The 18,508-nt window shown below is 55.3% G+C and carries 17 protein-coding genes and 1 tRNA gene; 12 read left to right on the top strand and 6 right to left on the bottom strand.

Features of this window, described 5'->3' with window-relative positions; genetic code table 11:
• Positions 1–10: 10 nt before the first annotated feature.
• From N5923_RS12955 to N5923_RS12965, 3 genes are all read right to left on the bottom strand, one after another.
• A complete protein-coding gene (locus N5923_RS12955; protein WP_267143013.1) occupies positions 11–457 on the bottom strand; it encodes a DUF943 family protein in 447 nt (148 codons plus the stop codon).
• Positions 454–1,296 (bottom strand): DUF3289 family protein, encoded by an 843-nt coding sequence (locus N5923_RS12960; protein WP_267143012.1) that lies wholly within the window; start codon positions 1,294–1,296, stop codon positions 454–456. The genes N5923_RS12955 and N5923_RS12960 overlap by 4 nt, the downstream gene beginning before the upstream one ends.
• Positions 1,297–1,561: 265 nt before the next feature.
• A tRNA-Leu gene (locus tag N5923_RS12965) sits at positions 1,562–1,646 on the bottom strand.
• A 300-nt stretch (positions 1,647–1,946) separates the two neighbouring features.
• Between N5923_RS12965 and N5923_RS12970 the strand changes: the two genes are divergently transcribed.
• Positions 1,947–2,456, top strand: coding sequence for a DUF2501 domain-containing protein (locus tag N5923_RS12970; RefSeq protein ID WP_267143011.1), 510 nt, complete (start codon positions 1,947–1,949; stop codon positions 2,454–2,456).
• A gap of 165 nt (positions 2,457–2,621) precedes the next feature.
• Here N5923_RS12970 and N5923_RS12975 read toward each other — a convergent pair whose 3' ends face one another.
• The 3 genes from N5923_RS12975 to N5923_RS12985 are packed head-to-tail and all read right to left on the bottom strand — an operon-like array spanning position 2,622 to position 4,905.
• The gene (locus N5923_RS12975) at positions 2,622–3,725 is read right to left on the bottom strand and encodes a hypothetical protein (RefSeq protein ID WP_267143010.1); all 1,104 of its coding nucleotides are present in this window, start codon (positions 3,723–3,725) and stop codon (positions 2,622–2,624) included.
• Between the two features lie 18 nt (positions 3,726–3,743).
• Positions 3,744–4,337 carry a hypothetical protein gene (locus tag N5923_RS12980; protein ID WP_267143009.1) on the bottom strand — a complete coding sequence of 198 codons (594 nt, stop codon included), beginning with the start codon at positions 4,335–4,337 and terminating at the stop codon, positions 3,744–3,746.
• On the bottom strand, positions 4,327–4,905 hold the full coding sequence (locus N5923_RS12985) for a hypothetical protein (RefSeq protein WP_267143008.1): 579 nt from the start codon (positions 4,903–4,905) through the stop codon (positions 4,327–4,329). Before N5923_RS12985 ends, N5923_RS12980 begins: the two co-directional genes overlap by 11 nt.
• Positions 4,906–5,413: 508 nt before the next feature.
• Here N5923_RS12985 and N5923_RS12990 point away from each other — a divergent pair.
• The 11 genes from N5923_RS12990 (at position 5,414) to N5923_RS13040 (ending at position 18,361) form a co-directional block, all read left to right on the top strand.
• On the top strand, positions 5,414–6,409 hold the full coding sequence (locus N5923_RS12990) for a sigma 54-interacting transcriptional regulator (protein WP_267143007.1): 996 nt from the start codon (positions 5,414–5,416) through the stop codon (positions 6,407–6,409).
• A gap of 155 nt (positions 6,410–6,564) precedes the next feature.
• The gene (locus N5923_RS12995; protein ID WP_267143006.1) at positions 6,565–6,804 is read left to right on the top strand and encodes a hypothetical protein; all 240 of its coding nucleotides are present in this window, start codon (positions 6,565–6,567) and stop codon (positions 6,802–6,804) included.
• 63 nt (positions 6,805–6,867) lie between these two features.
• Entirely contained in the window at positions 6,868–7,242 is a 375-nt protein-coding gene (locus N5923_RS13000; protein WP_267143005.1) for an EscI/YscI/HrpB family type III secretion system inner rod protein, read from the top strand.
• Between the two features lie 7 nt (positions 7,243–7,249).
• Positions 7,250–8,026: a type III secretion system inner membrane ring lipoprotein SctJ gene (sctJ, locus tag N5923_RS13005; RefSeq protein ID WP_267143004.1), complete on the top strand. Its 777-nt coding sequence runs from the start codon at positions 7,250–7,252 to the stop codon at positions 8,024–8,026.
• A 6-nt stretch (positions 8,027–8,032) separates the two neighbouring features.
• Positions 8,033–8,635: a serine kinase gene (locus tag N5923_RS13010; protein WP_267143003.1), complete on the top strand. Its 603-nt coding sequence runs from the start codon at positions 8,033–8,035 to the stop codon at positions 8,633–8,635.
• Positions 8,622–9,206: a type III secretion system stator protein SctL gene (sctL, locus tag N5923_RS13015; RefSeq protein ID WP_267143002.1), complete on the top strand. Its 585-nt coding sequence runs from the start codon at positions 8,622–8,624 to the stop codon at positions 9,204–9,206. Before N5923_RS13010 ends, sctL begins: the two co-directional genes overlap by 14 nt.
• A 76-nt stretch (positions 9,207–9,282) precedes the next feature.
• A complete protein-coding gene (locus N5923_RS13020; protein WP_017801022.1) occupies positions 9,283–9,513 on the top strand; it encodes a hypothetical protein in 231 nt (76 codons plus the stop codon).
• Between the two features lie 58 nt (positions 9,514–9,571).
• Positions 9,572–11,680 (top strand): type III secretion system outer membrane ring subunit SctC, encoded by a 2,109-nt coding sequence (sctC, locus tag N5923_RS13025; protein WP_267143001.1) that lies wholly within the window; start codon positions 9,572–9,574, stop codon positions 11,678–11,680.
• Between the two features lie 11 nt (positions 11,681–11,691).
• Complete coding sequence (gene hrpT, locus N5923_RS13030; RefSeq protein WP_267143000.1) at positions 11,692–11,877, top strand: HrpT family type III secretion system protein; 186 nt, start codon at positions 11,692–11,694, stop codon at positions 11,875–11,877.
• 42 nt (positions 11,878–11,919) lie between these two features.
• A complete protein-coding gene (locus N5923_RS13035) occupies positions 11,920–17,925 on the top strand; it encodes an AvrE-family type 3 secretion system effector (protein ID WP_267142999.1) in 6,006 nt (2,001 codons plus the stop codon).
• Positions 17,926–17,947: 22 nt separating this feature from the next.
• Complete coding sequence (locus tag N5923_RS13040; protein WP_267142998.1) at positions 17,948–18,361, top strand: type III secretion system chaperone; 414 nt, start codon at positions 17,948–17,950, stop codon at positions 18,359–18,361.
• Positions 18,362–18,508: the final 147 nt, after the last annotated feature.

The following is an 18,508-nucleotide window of genomic DNA, read 5'->3' on the forward strand; positions in this document are numbered from 1 at the left end:
TTGCCCTAATTCATCCCCCCTCACGCACCTCACCATCCCTTCCCTGAACATAAAACCCACGTTTCAAAACATATTCCGTACCACCATCACGTGCCGTACGCACAGTAAGCAACCGCTCTTTATCAATGCAGTTCTTTGGCGGCGGCATATCATCAAAGCAAAGCCTGTCCTCTTTACCCAATTCCTTATAACCATCACCAAAGGCCATAATATAATACGATAACTCCCCATAAGTGTTCTCTAAAGGAATTTTATACTTACTTAAAATCTCTGCCTTGTTCTCTTGCCACCACTCTATCCTCTGCATATCCGTTACAGGTAAATGGTCAACAAGTATAGTCGCGCTATAATTTGTCATATGTACATCAACGACCTTAACCGGGCGTGATAAGTAATAATAAAATATAACAAATACCGCGACTGCGATAACAACACCAGAAGCTATAATTTTTTTCATCTCGATCCGCCTTCTATCACCAATGTAGTCTCCATATCTGTCATAAAAGGTCTGAATCCAAACTTCTCGTAACGTTGAAGTACAAACCAGATCCTGAAGAATCTAAACTGATTAAACTTTGTTTTCATTATATCATTGTTATCAAGGCCAAAGTGGTCTTGTGCCTGATACTGTACTTTTGCTTTCCAGCTATTGTGGCTCACTTCTAAATTTATCAGTCTGATACACATCGCATGGATATCATGCACAGTTATGCCAAGGCCGTTGATGTTATCGGAAAACCTGGTGAATTTAGGCAGCACAGTGACTTTTAGTGCATCCGAGAACGCTTCCAACTTTGATTCTGGATAACCTTTTCTTTTATAATCTACATTTTTATTTATTATTGATTTAATGGTCTCAAGAGAACTCTCTTTAGATTTATTCTGAGTAATCTGGTTTGCCAGCGCCAAATTAAAAATAGAATCCCGAAATGATATGCCATTTTTATTCTGCATATGCGTTAACATTCGGTTTATCAGCTGCTTATATGGGCTGTAAAGGGAGAAAGGCCAGGACAATACGCGCATTTCATCAAAAAGAAGATTAGCGCACTCTCTGATAGTTAATTTCTCACCACTTCTGCTTCCATAAACGTTGGCGAATCTTGATCTCGGCGAATCAAAAGGAGTAAGTCTGGTAAGCGTATAAGGATCTGCTACTTCAGAAATAGTGTTAAGTTTAAATTTTTCTTTTAATTGAGATGATGATAAATCGCCATATCGCATATCTTCCGCAGTATAGTCTTCAAATTTCCTTTGTGTGGTAAATATTGTGAAAGGTAACTTTAGCATTCCCATGATAATTACTCCCTGTAATAATCTGTTCGCTATTAACCCGGCGAAAAACTTATCCCGGCAACGTCCAGCATACCCAATTATTAAGAAAGATTAAATAGTTGCCCAGACGGTCTCAGCACATTCCACGGCCTCACAGCTGGTTGCTTACCAGGTTCAGAGGAACCTTTTGAATAATTAATTATTAAACAATCAGTTAAAGACAAAATCAGCAAACCACAGACAAAAAAAAAGCCACCTCACGGTGACTTAATTTTTCATACTCAAATGGTGCCGAAGGCCGGACTCGAACCGGCACATCTCGCGATGGTTGATTTTGAATCAACTGCGTCTACCGATTTCGCCACTTCGGCACGAAGAGGTACGCGGAAAACGTTGAGGATTATACCGTTACACAAGGTCTGCGCAACCTTAATCCTCCGGGTTGCGATCTGAGTGCTGAAAAAAACAGCGCAACCACCAGCAAAGCCACGCTTTCGCTGCTTTCAGCTCCATTCCCCCCATACAGATAAATCCCAATTCCCCCTCATTTCCCCAGCCCGTACCCCGCCGCAGGAACTTCTACACTTAGCCAAAGTCGGAAAGTCTCTAATAGCAGGCACAATGCCTTTTTCTGTCGGCATTGTGCGTAATACAGTAAACAGGGGTTACCAATGAACAAGTCCACTCAGCGGGTGTTACTGGCTCTGAGCATCTCATCAGCACTGCTGGCGGGCAATGCCGCAGCAGCCAGCTGGCAGGATCAGCTGAACAGCGCGGCATCGCAGCTCGGTCAGCAGAACAACAGCAATACCACCAGCAACAGTTCACAAAGCGGCACCTCGCTCTCTTCGCTCTCCGGCCTGCTAACCGGCGGCGATAAAGCAGTAAGCGCTAACAGCATGACCAACGCCGCTGGCGTGCTGGAATACTGTGTGAAAAACAATGTGGTGGATAACAATGTCGCTTCGGTGAAAAACCAGGTGCTGGATAAACTGGGCCTGAATACCCAGCAGGAAAAAACCCAGCAGACCGATTATCAGCAGGGTCTGATGGGGCTGCTGAATACCGGCAACGGTCAGCAGCTGAATCTGAAGAGTCTCGGCGATACCGAGATGGGCAAAAAGGTGAAAACCAAAGCCTGTGATGTGGTGCTGAAACAGGGTAAGAACTTTATTTCTTAAAGCGCCTGATTTGGCACGGGCGGCGAGAACGCCGCCCCTACCTGTCAGATGCAGTTCACGCGGCCGAAAACGCCGCCCCTACAGGCCTGCCCCCCGAATTCAGGCCAAAAAAAGTCCCTGAGCAATAGCAGGGACAAAGGGAAATACAAGGCATTGCAGCGCCACTCAGGAGAACGGTGGCGGGTCTTTCTTGTCTTTATTGGCATTTTCCATCGCAATCTGCACGGTGTCACTGGCGGCGGTAATTCCCCAGCCAACCGGGCCACGCGCCGCGCTTAATGCCCCCTCACCCAGCCCTTTCAGGCCTCCGGTAAACACTTCACCCAGATCGCGCGCTTCACCAATATTGTTAAAGGTTGGCGCCAGCACCGATTTCAGAATAGGGATATTGGATAACACCTTACCAATCTCGCCCATTCCCCACTGGAAGTTATCCTTATTGGTGCCATCTTTGCGCACGTGAGTGTCACTGGTTTCCGGCAGATTTTTATTGTCCGGCAGCATCTTCAGACCCTGCTCGGCAACATCCTTCAGCACACCGGCTTCAGTGCCGTGACGCGCATCGCCGTCTTTGGTGATCCCTTCGATCTTGTCATTGGCTGAAATTTCCGTCCTCTCGCTGCCATCGCTGCCGTTCAGTCCTTTGATGCTGTTCAGCACGCAGGACATATTGTAAGCAGCATCGGCGCGACTTTTCGGATCCTTATTGTCTTCCGTCCAGTCACCAAAGCGCTGTTTCAGCTCATCGCGCTTGATATCTTTCTGATCGCCAAGGTTCTTCAGCACCGGGTTGTCATCGATAATCTGATCGGCGCTACGGTTATCACCCACCGGGCGCCCCTGCAGATTCTCCTCGCTCGGTTTTACGGTAAGATCCTTCTCACTGGAGCGAATATTAGGATCGGCCGTGCCGCTGCCCGCCGCCGACTCTTCCGGCAAGGCCGTGGCTTCCGCTTGCGCCCCTTCAGTGTTGCCGGCGCCCATTGCCTGCATCAGCGCCTGCATACCCAGCAGCATCAGCATTCCCTGTAACATCCCGGCGCCGTTCTGCTGTGATAGTTGTCCGGCGCTGCTCTGCTTACCAGACAGCAACGAACCACTATCAGCAATACCGCCGCCACCGCCACCGCCACCATAGCTGATGGTGTTGGCATCTTTCTTCAGCGACAGCTGGCCCGATGCTGCCGGGTTTTGCGTGCCGGGCGGCATTTTTATATCGCCCAGTTTTCCGGGGGAGAGTCCTCCCCCGTTACCTAATTGAATTGCCATCGAATAGTTCCTCCGGGCTTAGACCTGAGACTGATTCTGTGACTGGCCCTCAGCCTGATTCTGGTTGCCGCCGCCGATCATCTGCATCAGCGAATTCATTCCCAGCATCATCAGGGCATTTTTCAACATATCACCCAGGCCGCCAGACTGCTGACCGCCGCCTGCTTCACCACTGTTCTCAGAAGCAGCTGCGTTAGCCGGAGCAGCTGCATTACCCGCGCCCTCGCCACCCGCTGCGCCTTCAGGCGAAGCAGCGTTACCCGCGCCGCCCGCTCCTGAAGCGCCAGAGGTTCCCGCGTCACCACTCTGTTTCGAATCGCCGCCCATCTGCTGCATCATCGCCTGCAACAGCTGCTGCAACATCTGCATCATCTGTTGCATCATGCCCATCATGCCGCCCTGCGAGTCGCTCTCGCCGCTGGCGCTGCTCTTCTGCGCCAGCGATTGTGGCTGCACCGTGCTGGCGGCATTGGTGCCAAAGTTAACCGGCGATGTACCGCCAGCGCTGCTCTGACTCTGGTTAGTGGTGCTCTGCTGGCTCTGTGACGATTGAGTCAGCTGACTGATCAGCGCCAGCGCATTACCGCCCGCACCCAGTGGATTAATTGCCATTGTTGCCACCTCCGCTCTGGTTACTGTTGCTGTTGCTGTTGCTGCTACCACTGCTCTGCATGCCCATCAGCTGCATCATCATCTGCATGATCTGCTGCATCATCTGCATCATTTGCTGAGCCATACCGCCGCCTTCACTTTTGGCTGGCTGAGCAGACTGCTGTTTAGGCTGTTGCTGAACCTGGTTCTGCTGGGATTGTTCACCACCACCCAGTAACTGCTGCAGACCCAGCATCATCAACAACTTAGATGCCATCGACGCCAGACCACCACCACTGCTGGCAGACTGCGACTGGTCAGAACCCTTAGCCGCAGCGCCGTTGCTGGCAGAATTCCCGCCACCACCGCCAATACCGGTCATCGAAGCCAGCGTGCTGGCGCCTCCTGCCACATTCATCGCCGTTCCGGCGTAAGAGAGTGGACCGCCACCGGCTTTGCCGGACGAAGCGCCATCAGCTTTACCCGCCGTATTGGTGTTCGGGGTTTCAATTTTGCCCGCAGCTGTTGCGGGCGGAGTATCAATTTTACCGGCGCTGGATGCACCGCCACCTATTCCGGGAAATTTCATGGATAACTCCTCGAGTAAACGTAATCGTTTCGAATGTTTTGAGCCGCAACCGGTTACTGCCTTTACAGTTTGCGCTCTTCTGCGTGCCAATTTATTTACACTTAACTGACATTCACGACAGTTTTTCAGGTTTCGACTCGATTAATAGGTGTGCGGTGTTATCGATGAGTTCCAAATTAATCTCATCATCCGCCGGTTGTCTGATGGTCATAAAAGTTTCACTGCACCGGCCTCACCATCAGGCGGTTAACGTAATGCCTTGTATTTACGCTCAATAGATTGTCAGTTGTAAGGATATCCCTACACAGCACCTGGCAATCCCTACACAACTATCATCCAGGACTGATAGCGCGATGTGGCAACCATGGGCGAGAGTAAAGCTGACTTAAGATTTGTAATTTTTTACAACAAGACTTACATCAGCTCAGCTTTACTATTGCTTCAAGCAGGATTGCTTTAACGCCAGCATGTTGGGATCCGGCGTTTACGTTAAGCCACTGGAGAATTTATGGTTGGTCTTACTAAGACTCAGATGCGCAACAGCGCAGATGAGGTGAGCATTGATAACCGTTCCGCTATCGCAAAGCCCGCTATCAGCGCATCAGCGAACGCCTGCAATCCGCCGGCCGATATTCACAATCATCTGCATAAAATTGTGCAGACCATTGCGCCGCTGAAAATCGATGTGCTGTTACAGGGTGAAACCGGTACCGGCAAAGACACGCTGGCGATGCGCATCTACCACCTTTCCGGCTGCCGCGGCCCGATGGTGCCGGTTAACTGCGCCGCTATCCCGGAAACGCTGGCGGAGAGCGAACTGTTTGGTGTGATGTCCGGCGCTTACACCGGCGCGAATAACTCGCGTGCCGGTTATATCGAAACCGCCAATAAAGGCTTACTGTTCCTCGATGAGATCGACAGCATGCCGCTCACGGTGCAGGCCAAGCTGCTGCGCGTGCTGGAAACCCGCGCCATTGAGCGGCTGGGCAGCACCAAAAGCGTCGGTCTTGATCTGCGCATTGTGGCCGCTTCGCAGACGCCGCTGGAGCAGCTGGTGGAGCAGGGACGTTTTCGCCGCGACCTTTTCTTCCGCCTCGATACCATCAAAATCGATACGCCAACGGTGCGCTCACGTCCTGAACTGATTATTCCGATGTTCCGCCGCTTTACCCATGAAGCGGCACTGCGACTGGATCAGCCGCTGCCCGGACGCTCGTCAGCGCTGGATGAAGCCCTGTTGTTGCATAGCTGGCCGGGCAATATTCGCGAAATGAAAGCCGCCGCCGAGCGCTTTGTGCTGGGGCTGCCGCCGCTGTGCAGCAGCGAACTGAAAAAAGAAGAGGGTCGCTCGCTGCTGAAAGATCGTATGCGCCGCATTGAGCGCAGCCTGATCCACGACTGCCTGCGCCGTCATGACAATCGCATTGATGATGTGGTGCATGAGCTGGGTATTCCGCGCCGTACGCTCTACCACCGTCTTAAGCTGTTAAACCTTGATGCCTGAATCGCTGCCCACCTGAATCAGACCGGTGGGCCATCCCCCCTTTTCTTCCTGCCCGAAAAAAAAATCCGCTTTTGCTGGAACTGTCGTAACCGCTTCGCCACTTAATCAATGCAACATCCATGATGAAAATTGAACCCATTAGCGAGGAACTACCTATGTCTTTAATTACCCAAGCGTCGAGTTTGATTACTAACGGCGGTTCTGCATTATCCAAACTCTCTGGTGCTTCTGATGGTGCAAGCTTTATGAATGGCGCTCAGGAAATTCAGGGCACCATGCAGAAGAACCAGCTGGATAAAATGGCGCTGGATGCAGAAAACCAGCGCATTAACGGCATTGCCGACAGCGCCGCGCAGGCCGGTTCCGCTGCTGCGCAGGTTAAAATTCAGTACTAATTATCGCGTTCCGGGAGGGGACCTCTCCGCTCCTCCCACTTTTCCCTGCATGGAGTCGTGCCAATGAAAGTCACTGAAGCAAAACCTGCACTTACTTCTGAACCGGTCGCCTCAGTTGAGATGTATCCGGAACCGGCCAGCCAGGACGATATTCACTGGTTTTCCTCGCAGCTGAATAATAACGCCGCCGCTCCGGATAACAGCGTGGCCGCCACCTCTCCCGGCATGATGAGCGGGATTACCGAATCAATTAGCAGCAGCCAGCGCGCGCAGAAAGATGCCTTTCACGATCTGTCGATAGCGTCGAAATCCTCCAATCCCGAGGACTTCGCCAAAGCGAATGCCCAGCTGTCTAACTACTATATCGAGAGCCTGATGAACGCCAAAGTGATCTCCAAAGGCGTGCAGTCACTCGATAAACTCACCAACCTGCAGTAGCCCTCTTATGCCTGCTTATCTGCTGAAAGCCCTGTTTGCTGTGACCTTAGCCGTGCTGCTGTCAGCCTGCGGCGATCAAACCCTGCTGAACAGCGGCCTGTCGGAAAATGATGCCAACGATATTGTCGCCGAACTGGATCGCTACCATATCGAAGCGCAAAAACAGGTGGCGAAAGAAGGGGTCAGCGTACTGGTTAACCGGCCCGATATTGAGCGTGCGGTCAATATCCTCAGCGCTGCCGGTCTACCGCGTAAATCGCGTACCAATTTAGGTGAGGTGTTCCAGAAAAGCGGCGTGATTTCCAGCCCGCTGGAAGAGCGTGCGCGCTATATCTATGCGCTGTCGCAGGAGGTGGAAGCGACGCTGGCGCAAATCGACGGCGTAGTGGTGGCGCGCGTGCATGTGGTGCTGCCGGAACGCATCGCCCCCGGTGAGCCAGTGCAACCGGCCTCGGCATCGGTATTTATTAAGTACCATGACACGCTTGATCCCGACGGCATTGAGCCGCGTATCCGCCGGCTGGTCGCCACCAGTATTCCGGGCCTCGTCGGGCGTGACGATCGCGATCTGGCCATTGTATTTGTACCGGCAAAAGCCTATCAGGATCATGTGGAAGTGGTGCATCTTGGCCCGTTCCAGCTGACCCCAGGTACCTATTCGCTGATAAAAATCATCACGCTGGTGATCGGTATTCTGCTGCTGCTGGGCGTGGCGATTATGGTGCTGAAACCGGGTAGCCGCCTGAAAAAACCGGCGCTGAATAATGCCGGACAGGGCAAGTAATTTGCCATGAACAGGTCACCACAGGATGATGAACTGAACCTGGCGTGGCTCGACTGGTGGCAGCGCGGCTTCTGGTTGCAGGCGGATCGCAGCTGGCATAACAGCCGCTTCGCCACCCTCTCTGATGACCAGCAGCAGCGCTTTCTGCATCAGCATGCGGCGGTATTGCAGCAGTCGCTGGCGATCCCTCCGACGCCAGTCACCGCGCCACAGCCGCTGATCCTGGCGATTAGCGCGCTCACGCCGCAAGGCCGTCAGCTGCTGCTCGATCTGGTTGCCGAGATCTGCGGCTGCGCCATGCCGCTGCCTTCAGAGATGAAAATCTGGTGTCGGCGGCTGGCGAAAGGTCTGCGGCCTGCCAGCTGGCTGCCGCCAGCGCTGTTTGCCAGCGGGCAGCCAGCCGACAGCCTGCTCCTGCTCCATGCCCTGTGGCCAGCTGGCTGGCCACGTCTGCAACTGCTGTTTCCGCAGCCGCGGGTAAAAGATTCGGCCCCTCCCCCCGCGGTTGCCGCCGACCGCTTACAGCCGTTATGGCAGGCAGCGCTGTGGCAGTGCCAGCGTCATGATCTTATCGATAATCAGCCGGGCGACGCTTATGTGGAAAGTTAAAAAAATCAGCCTGCTGAACGGCGAGCAGGCGACGGGGAATCTGCTGCGGGCGGAAGAGATCGCCACGCATCAGCAGGCGGAGATGATCCTCGCGGAAGCGCAGCAACAGGCGCAGGAGATTCTGGCGGCGGCGCAACAGCAGGCGGAGCAACATATTGCCGAACAGCGTGAACAGTGCGAAGCCCAATTCTGGCAGCAGGCTGACGAACTGTTTAGCAGCTGGCAGCAACAGCGCCAGCAGGATGAACAGCAGCTGGTCACCCTTGCCGAACAGCTGCTGACCCAGGCGATAACCCAGGTGCTGGATGATTTTACCCCGCAACAGCGTTTCCGCGCGCTGTTACAGCAGCTGTTGCGCCAGCATGCGCGCCAGCAACAGGCGACGCTCTGGTGCGCCACTGCGCAGCAGCAGGAGGTCAGCGCCTGGCTGGCGCAGCAACCACAGCTGGAGTGGCAGCTGAGTTTTGACGAGCAACTGCCGGTCGATCAGCTGCGGCTGGTCACCGATCAGGGTGAACTGCAAATCGGCTGGGCGGCGCTGTGCCAGCAGCTGGCGGCGCAGCCCGGTTAAAAAATTTTTCGTTCGCGGGAACTGCCTTGCATCAGGTGCCACTTAAATCTGGACCTTAAAGTGAGGAGTTTTTGCCATGAGTTCAAACGATCTGCTCCAACGTCAGTTAAGCACGCAACAATCCCGTACTCATCACGACGCGTATCAGTTCGCCAAAGAGATGTCCGGTGAATCGTCGTTTAACGTCGCCGATATGTACGCCTTCCAGAACCAGCTGCAGGATATGTCCAACGCCGGTTGGGCAAGTTCGCAGTACACCCAGTTTAAGTTCGGTATCCGTAAGTCAATTATCGATGCAATTAACTGAGTTACCCACGGCAGCACAGCGCTGCCGTTTTCGATCGTCCGGCAACAAGGAGTTCGGCGTGTTTAAGTTTCAACTGGTTCCTGCGGTATGCCGCATCGTCGCGGCCATCATCTTACTGGCATTCAGCATCAGTTCTGCCAGCGCCCGCGCGCCGGAAGAGTGGAAAAATGGTGCTTATGCCTATTCGGCCGATAACACTCCGCTGAGTATTATCCTTGAAGATTTTGCCAACAGTTTTGGCGTCGAGATCAATCTCGGCACCCTCGGCGACAGCAATATTACCGGCAAGCTACGCGCCGACAGCCCGGAGGCGTTTCTGAATCGCCTGTCGCTTGAATACCGTTTCCAGTGGTTTGTTTATAACAACACGCTGTATGTCAGCCCGCAGTCGGCGCAAAGCTCGCAGCGACTGGAAATCTCACCGGACGCCGCACCGGATATCAAAGAAGCGCTGCGCGGCGTCGGCCTGCTGGAGCCGCGTTTTGGCTGGGGTGAACTGCCGGATGAAGGCGTGGTGCTGGTTACCGGCCCGCCGGAATATGTGCGTCAGATTGCCGATTTCGCGCGTAAATCCGAGGAGAAGCCGGACACCAGCAACAAAGATATGATGTCATTCCCGCTGAAATACGCCTCGGTGGCCGATCGTAATATCAAATACCGCGACCAGCAGCTGCTGGTGCCGGGTGTCGCCACCATGCTGAATGAGCTGCTGGGACAAAGTAACAGCGCCACCGCCAGCGGCCAGTCCAGCAATCAGGACGGCGGCGACGGCGGAATGGATCAGATGCAGCAGCAGTCGCAGAATATCCTGAATCAGATGGTGCAGCGCGGTACCTCGCGCCTTGGCCGTGAAAAAACCAAATCGCTGAGCAGCTTGCAGGGTACCGTCTCTGCCGATGTGCGTAATAACGCCCTGCTGGTGCGCGACGATCCGAAAAACCGCGCGGCCTATCAGGCGCTGATCGATATTATCGACGTGCCGCAAAAGCTGATTGAAATTGATGCGGTAATTATCGATGTCGATCGCAGCGAACTGCAGCGCATCTCCAGCAGCCTTGGTGGTCAGTTCGGTAACGTCACAGGCGCAACCAATCTGCTGGCCGGTTCCAGTACGCTGTTTATCTCCGATTTCTCGCGCTTTTTCGCCAGTATTGAAGCAATGGAAGGCGAAGGCACCGCGTCGATTATTGCCAATCCTTCGATTCTGACGCTGGAGAACCAGCCAGCGGTGATCGACTTCAGCGATACTGCCTATATCCGCGCCATTGGCGAGCGCGTCGCCGATATTCAGGCAGTGACCGCCGGCACCAGTCTGCGCGTTACGCCGCGCGCCATCAGCACCCATCAGAAGTCGTCGATTCAGCTGATTGTTGATGTCGAAGATGGCAAGCTGAATAAAAACGATGATGGTGAAGCTGAAGGCACCAATAACGGCGTGATCAGCACCCAGGCGCTGGTTGAAGCCAAACGCTCGCTGGTGATGGGCGGTTTCCACACCAAAGAGAGTGGCGACCGTGAACGCCGTATTCCGATCCTCGGCAGCATCCCGTTTATCGGTAAGCTCTTTTCCTCGACGCGTCATGAAACCTCGCAGCGTGAGCGGCTGTTTATTATCACCCCGCATCTGATTGGCGATCAGGTTGATCCTTCGCGCTATATCGCCGCCGAATCCCGCGAGCAGCTGAATAACGCCATGGATGAGGTTAACCAGCGTCATAAATTCACCGATATGAAAGCGATGGTGGAAGACGCCATGCGCGACCTGGCGCAGAACCGCATTCCCACCGGTATGACCAGCGGCGGCAGCGGCCTGACGCTCAGTTCACTGTGTAATATCCCGTCGGCGTTCCACAGCGATTTCAAACGTCACCAGTGGTACGGCAATAAATCGGTACAGATTACGGTTGGCGTGATCACCAACACCAGCAACCAGACGCAGCGTTTTGACGAGGCAGCCTGTCGCAGCGACCGCACGCTGGCGGTAGCCAGCTGGCCGCGCTCGGCGCTGAAACCGGGTGATTCCGCCGAAGTGTATGTGGCGTTTGAACCCAACGGCACCGTACGCCCATCGCGCATGTCGCTGCTGTCGGCCGCAGGCGGCGCACCCACCACGCCAGTTCGCGCCCCGGCCAGTAGCGACAACAGCCGCCGCATGCTGACACCTTAAGGAGAGAGAGAATGATAAACCGAATTATCATGCTGGCGCTGCTGGCGACCCTGCTGAGTGCCTGTGCCAAAAAGCAGGAGGGCTGCAACTCCGTCTCCTGCCGCCCGCAGTCGGACGTGCATAAGCTCACTATCTGGTGGCAGCCGGAGCTGCGCAACGGGCCTTATGATTTCACCCAGGTGCCGGTGGAAAACTAACCGCTGTTAAGCCCCCGCTGCCGGGGGCTTATGGAGAATAGTATGCCATTCAAACTTCCCCTGTTAGTCGGCAACCGCGCCATGCGCGGTGCGCAGGCGCGTAATCCGCAAACACCATCGATTCCGTTACGCCAGATGAGCGCCCGCTCGCGTCAGAACGCCGGAGGATCGCTGCAACAGGATGGTCTGAGCAGCCAGCCCGCGCCGCCGCTGCGCCAGCAGAATAGCCCGGCGCGCCAGAGCAGCGGCTGTGGATTGCGCAGCAGCCTGACGCGGTTGCGCGAACGGCTGCAATCCAACGGCAATAAACTACAGAAGCGCCCGGGGCCGCAGAGCCGCCATAATGCGCCACTGCCGCCACCGCGGCCTGAAGAGAATCTGAATACCGCACAATTTACCCGCAGCAGCGCCCGCCCGCAGGCGGAGGTGACGACGCGTAAGACAGAGAACTACACCCGCGCCAGCACGCTGCAACGTACACCCGGCGCACAGACCCGACCGCCAGCCAGTCCGCCGCCTGACGTGCAAACCCGCCCGTCGTCCGGCATTCCGCCCGCGCCGACCAGAGCATCCGCAGGGAAAAATCCCCCGGGTGTGCAGACTCGCCCATCAGCCAGCACCACGCCGCCAAAAACGCCAGCGGCCACGCAGAAACCCTCGCGGCGGGAAACCCTCGCCAACGCAGTGATGGACACCATTGCTGAACTGCCGGAGCTTGAAGCATTAATCAATAATCCGCCTGCCCCGGCCAGTAAGCCGCCTTCACCGCTGCTGGAGCAGGCGCAGGGCCAGCGTCCCGAGCATCCCACCCCACCGATCAGCGAAAAAGCGCGTGGCAAACAGCCGGAAGGCACCCGCGTTGCGCCGCAGCAAACGCGTCAGGCCGCCACGCCGCCGAAGCTGGATACGATTGAAGAAGAGAAATTCAACGAGCTGGAAAGAAGCAAGCTTAACCAGATGCAGCAGGTGGCGCTGGACGCCGCCGAACGTGACACTGCGGAACATAAAAACCTGCTGCGCCCGCAGATCGCCGGGCTGGCGCGGGATGATAATGGCAAGCTGACGGTAACCGATGCCGTCTCCGATAACCTGCGCAATATCCTGAATGAGACGGTGGCGCGGCCACGTCACACTTACAAGGCGCATCAGGCCAGTGACGATAACAGTCAGCATCTGCTGCTGGACGATCGCAATCGTCTGCTCAGTCTGCAGGGATCGAAAACCGCCTTTATCGGCCTGACGCAAAGCCTGCCGGTTCCCGACAGCGTGCAGGACCATCACACGCTGCTACTTAATACCTTAACACCCGGGGAAGCGCTGCATAGCCAGCTGACCGGCATATTCAGCCACGATCGCGAAGAGGGTGATGGCCGGGTAAAAGATCTGGTCAGTGAACAGCTGCGCGAGCACGGTGGTCGTCTTTATCGGCTTGATGAAAAGAAAATGCACTGGGATCAGGTGGATAAAGATGAAGAGAAAAGCTTCAGCAAATTAACCAAACAGCCGAACGGCATGCTGTATGCCATTCACGACAGTAAAACCCTGTACAACCTCTCCACCGGCGGCGAATCGGAGAAATTTAAGCAGAAGATCACCAGCTACTGCACCAACGAGCAGGGTAATGCGCTGCTGCTACTGAAAGATGAGAAAACCGCCAAACAGTCCGTGCAATTTCTCAGTGCGCTGGATGCGGAAAGCGAGCCGGACAGTGACCGGACCAAAGCACAGAGCATTGCGCTGAAAACGCAGCAGGGAGAAACCACCAGCGATTTTCATGCCACTGGCATCACCCTGCACAATAACCAGCTGTTTGCCATTGGCAGCAACGGCAAGTTGTACAGCAGCGCGGCGCCAAAGAAAGGCGATAAAGAGCTGGTGCTGCAGCAGGACAGCGAAAAATCCGCCCAACTGGCGGCCCATCTCGGTGAAAAATACAGCGTGGAAAGCTTTGTTAACCATGGCGACGGCAAACTGCTGGCGCTGGTTAAAGATGCCAGCAATGAGCGCCACGCCTGCTCGCTGGATGCCAGCGGCGCATTCCGTCCCGACTGGAATCTCAGCGCCAGCCTGGTGATGGATCATCATGAAGGTCTGCTACGCCCGCGCCCGCTGCCGCAGGATAATGTCGATCTGGGCCGTCTCGGCCAGGTGATGATCCATGATGGCAAAATCAACGCCTTTAATAAAAACTCCCAGCGCTGGGAAGCCAGCTTTGAGAGTGCCGATAATATCAAACGCGGCCAGGACGGACAGGCGTATGTACTGAAAGACGGCATCGCCTCACGGGTAAAAGTCAGTCTGAAAAGCGACAGCATTGGCGGCAGCAATCATCAGTTCACCATGCGCCAGATGAAAAGCAATCTGTCGCTGGATGAGCCGCTGGTGGGCATCAACAGCCAGAACAAAGCCAGCGCGATTGCCCCGCTGGATGCCGATCGCTTTGTCGCCCTGAGCGAAAACGGCGAACTGCAGTTTCACCGTAATCTCTCCGGCAGCCGCCAGCCGGAAAAGCTGATGCATACCCTGACCAAAGATGGCATTGATAACTGGCTGCCAGAGAGCAAAGCGGGCACCGCCGAAAATATGCCAGCCAGCGGTGTCGGCAATACCCTGACCGATGTCGCCATGGATCCAAAGCAGTCGCTGTATACCCTCGATGAACAGGGCAAGCTGTATACCATGCCGAAAGATCACTGGCAGAACCGGCATACGGAACAACCCGCGCCAGGCTGGCAGCCAGTGCCGCTGCCCGACGGGCTGGTGGAACTGGCGAGCCTGCACAATGCTGCGGACGGTTCACTGATGGTGGCCGATAAAGACGGACGCAGCGCGATTCTGCAGCTGGCCGGGCGCCGCCTGAATGCCACGGTGAAACAGGGAGAAAACGCCGCCGGGGCGGCGTCCAATCCCGCCGCAGAGGGCCAGGTCACCAGCCAGAATGCCAAACAGGTGGCGGACGCCGACCGCTGGCTGGTGCAGCCGGACTACGATCCGAATAAAAAACTGGAAGCCAAATCTCATCGCCGCCGTGTAGAGAAAGCCTGGGAGCGTCTGGATGACGCCACCAAAAGTACCCGCGTGATGGGGATGACAATGAAGCGTGAAGCTAATCTGCTTGGTATGACAGGCCGCGACGGCAATCATATCAACAGCCGCCTGCGCGACCGTCTGCGCGCCCACGTATTTAACCCAACCCTCGCCACGCCGCGCCCGATTAAAAACGCCAGCTATCATATCCAGCACGACTGGAAAGGCCGTGAAGGGCTGCGCCCGCTGTACCAGCATCAGGGAGCGCTGCACAGCGAGATGAAGACGCTGATCGCCGCGCCAGCGCCCGCTGTCGCGCGCACCAGTCTGCAGGATCGCCTGGCCGCGCTGGAAGGCAGCTCGTTTAATAAAGCGCTGATTGAGAACCTGAAAACCTTTAGCGATGGCGTCGCCGACAGCGCGCGCCATCAGACCAGCCTGCTGGGCCAGCATAGCGGCGCGCTGCAACCTGATCGCACCGCCACCAAAGATTTCTCGCCATCGCGACTTAACGCCTTTACCCAGGCGCTGAATATTAATAGCGACGATAGCAATCTGGTTAACGATCTCTCCACGCTGTATCAGCGCTATCCGATGCGGGCGGAAAATGACAGCCATACGCTAATGGATACCCTGCAAAATCAGGGAGTGGTAGTACGCCATCAGAAGCAGAACCCGCCGATGAGTCGTCAGCGCGATCCTTTTGATGATATGGGGCTGTCGAAATCCCGGCTGATCCTCGACGGCGTCACCATGAGCAAACTGCACGAGATGCTGGATGAGATGGAAGGCGTGGCGGGAGACGACCAGGCTATTGCGGCGAATTCAAAAGATCTGCAGGAACGCTTCCGCGTATTACGCGATGAAACCTACGGCGAGGATCCGATACGTAAAACCACCAGCCAGGGGTTTGTCAGCAATAAGCATCTGGAAGCCTGCTACGACTCGGTTAAATCGATGACCAATGCGTTCAGTAAGCCGCATCACGGTATCAATATGACCACCCGTACGGTGCTGAAAGCGAAGGATCAGGATCAGATGACCGAGCGTTTGCATCGCACCATCACCTCGCTGGAGCCGGGGGAAAATATGGGCTTTGATCGCTCTTATGGCGGATTGTTAACCCTGTCGGTGATCCCCGGCGGCGAAGTGATCGGCATCCCCGGTTTGCGCGGCAATCTCGATCGCGCCTATAACGCCAGCTTCTCGCGCGGCGACAGCGGCATTACCGTCTCCTTTAGCCGTAATGGCGGCGGCACCGGCACCGCTTTTGGCGCCGTGGGCTGGAACCCGATGAGCGAGGCGGATGACTACAAAGATATTAAAGTCGACCTCGGTGATAATAATTCGATTATTCCGTCGGCACGTCTTGGCGGCATGATTGCGATGGCGCTACAGCGGCAGATGCAAAACAGCATCAGCTTTACCATCAGCGAGGCGGAGCTGCAGCCATTTATTAAACAGATGACCAGCGGCGAGCTGAATCCACAGCAGCTGATCGATCGCGGCGTCGGCCAGCGCATGAAGCACGGCACCACGCTGAACTTTAACGTGGATGCCACGCTGCTTGCCACCGCTGGCGGCGCGCTGTCGCTGCCGATTGGCAATGGCGACTCCTCCACTGTGCGCGGTACGGTGATCGCCCAGGCGGGGGTGAATCTGGCGTCGGCCCAGCGCGATCGCAATGTCACCCGTTCTGATGGCGGCCAGACTAACGGTCGCAGCGATAACCGCATGCGTTTTCTTAATAATGCCAGCGCCGGCGCCGGTATTGGCGGTGGCGCCGGTATCACCACCAACGCCGCATCGAATCTGCGCGTGCCGGTGTTTGGCGTCAGCACCACCAATATTCAGGTCAGTATCGATAACCGCACCAAACAGAGTATGAGTATCGATATGGCCAAAGCCGAAGCGCCTGAGCAGCGGCAACTGGATAAGCTGCTGGAACAGATTGGACTGAATTTCGATGATGCCGAACTGAATAAGCTGGTGCAGGAAATCAAAGACGCCGATAAGCCGCCAAAAAAACCGGAGGTGGAGCTATCAGCGGATATGAAAACGTTTAATGAGCAGCGTCTGCGCGGTTATCTGAATAACCCTGACGGCAAGCCCACGTTGAGTAAGGATGATGTGAAAAAGCTCGACGCGCTGGAGAAAAAGCAGCTGGAGGGTTATGAGACTAAGGCCGCCGAAGAGGCTAAAGCTCAGGCATCCGGCGGGGCTGTGACCGTAGCGAACAGTGATGAAGCCGCTGAAACCAAACCAGCCGAGGCCAAAAAGAAAGCATTCAACACCTCATTGCTGCCGGAAAAGCAGGCGGTGAAGCAGAAACTGGAAAAGCTCACCAGCCACCTTGAGGGCATGACGCCAGCCAATAACGGTCAGTATGGCGTAATTAATAGCGCTAAACAGCTGCGATTGCAGCAGCAGGCGGCGGATCTGCGTTGCCAGGCGATGAACAGCGCCGAGTATCAAACCACCTATAACAACCTGCATAAGATCGACAGCAACAATCTGATGCATGTACTGCACAGCCTGATCGCCAGCGAGTTGCCGGCGAGTAATGCGGAGCGCATCAGCCAGTTTATGGCCGAGAAGCCGATGCTGAAGGAGGTGATCCGCGATCTGCAAAAACATAGCGATACGCAGGCAGTGGTGACGCTGGAGATGAAAGACAACAAGAAATTCGAAACTCAGCAGCTGTGGCTGGATCATCGCACCCAGCCGCAGCAGATTGAGAAGCTGTTAAAGGATCGCAATAACCTGCGAATCAAATCCATCGGCTTTACCGAGACCAACAATAAGCCGGAAGGGATCAATATTCCGTTGCTGGTCACCGGCTGGTCGAGCAAAGGCAATGTCAGCATGAGCCGTAATCTTGGCAAGATTAACTTTAGTTACGGTGAAGATCAGGAAACGCCGCACTCGTTTTCGCTGGAGGGTGAGATCGCCTACGCCAGCCAGGATGTGGTGAATGCGCTGACCAATGCGGAAGTGCAGGATAAACGTGGTGTTGTTTAAGAATGCTTAACAGGAGAGCGCGATGAAACCCCAACAACAGTTGCAGATGCTGCTGGACGAGTTCGCCAGCCGCGAGGGCGTGGTACTGAAGCTGGAGAATGGCGTTTGCGCCTTACAGGAAGAGAGTGGCCAGGAGGCGCTGGTGCTGGAACTGCCGGATGGCAGTGATGTACTGCTGCTGCACTGTCAGCTGTTCGCCATGCAGGATCATGGCGAAAAGCTGGCGGCCTGGCGTCTGCTGATGACGCTGAATTTTGAAATGAACGCGATGCGCGGCTGCTGGCTGGCGCTGGATGAAGAGGATAATATCCGCCTGTGCAGTCAGCAGCCGCTGGCCGCGCTGAATGCCACCAGTTTTAGTCCGTTGTTGCTGGCGTTTATGCAGCAGGCGCGTGAAGCGCGTGAGTTAATCACCGAAGTGTTTGCCGGCCTGTAATCTGCAGGGCGGGAGAACGCCGCCTTTGGGCCTGAATATCTGAAACCGTCGTAGGGGAGCCGTTTTCGGCTCCCGTCTGGCAATCGTCTCGGACTGCAAGAACTCTCCCTCACGCAACACCCTCTAACCCAATCTCTGATTTTTTTT

Origin of the sequence: Winslowiella arboricola, from assembly GCF_025527015.1 — a bacterium.
Classification (GTDB): Bacteria; Pseudomonadota; Gammaproteobacteria; order Enterobacterales; family Enterobacteriaceae; genus Erwinia; species Erwinia arboricola.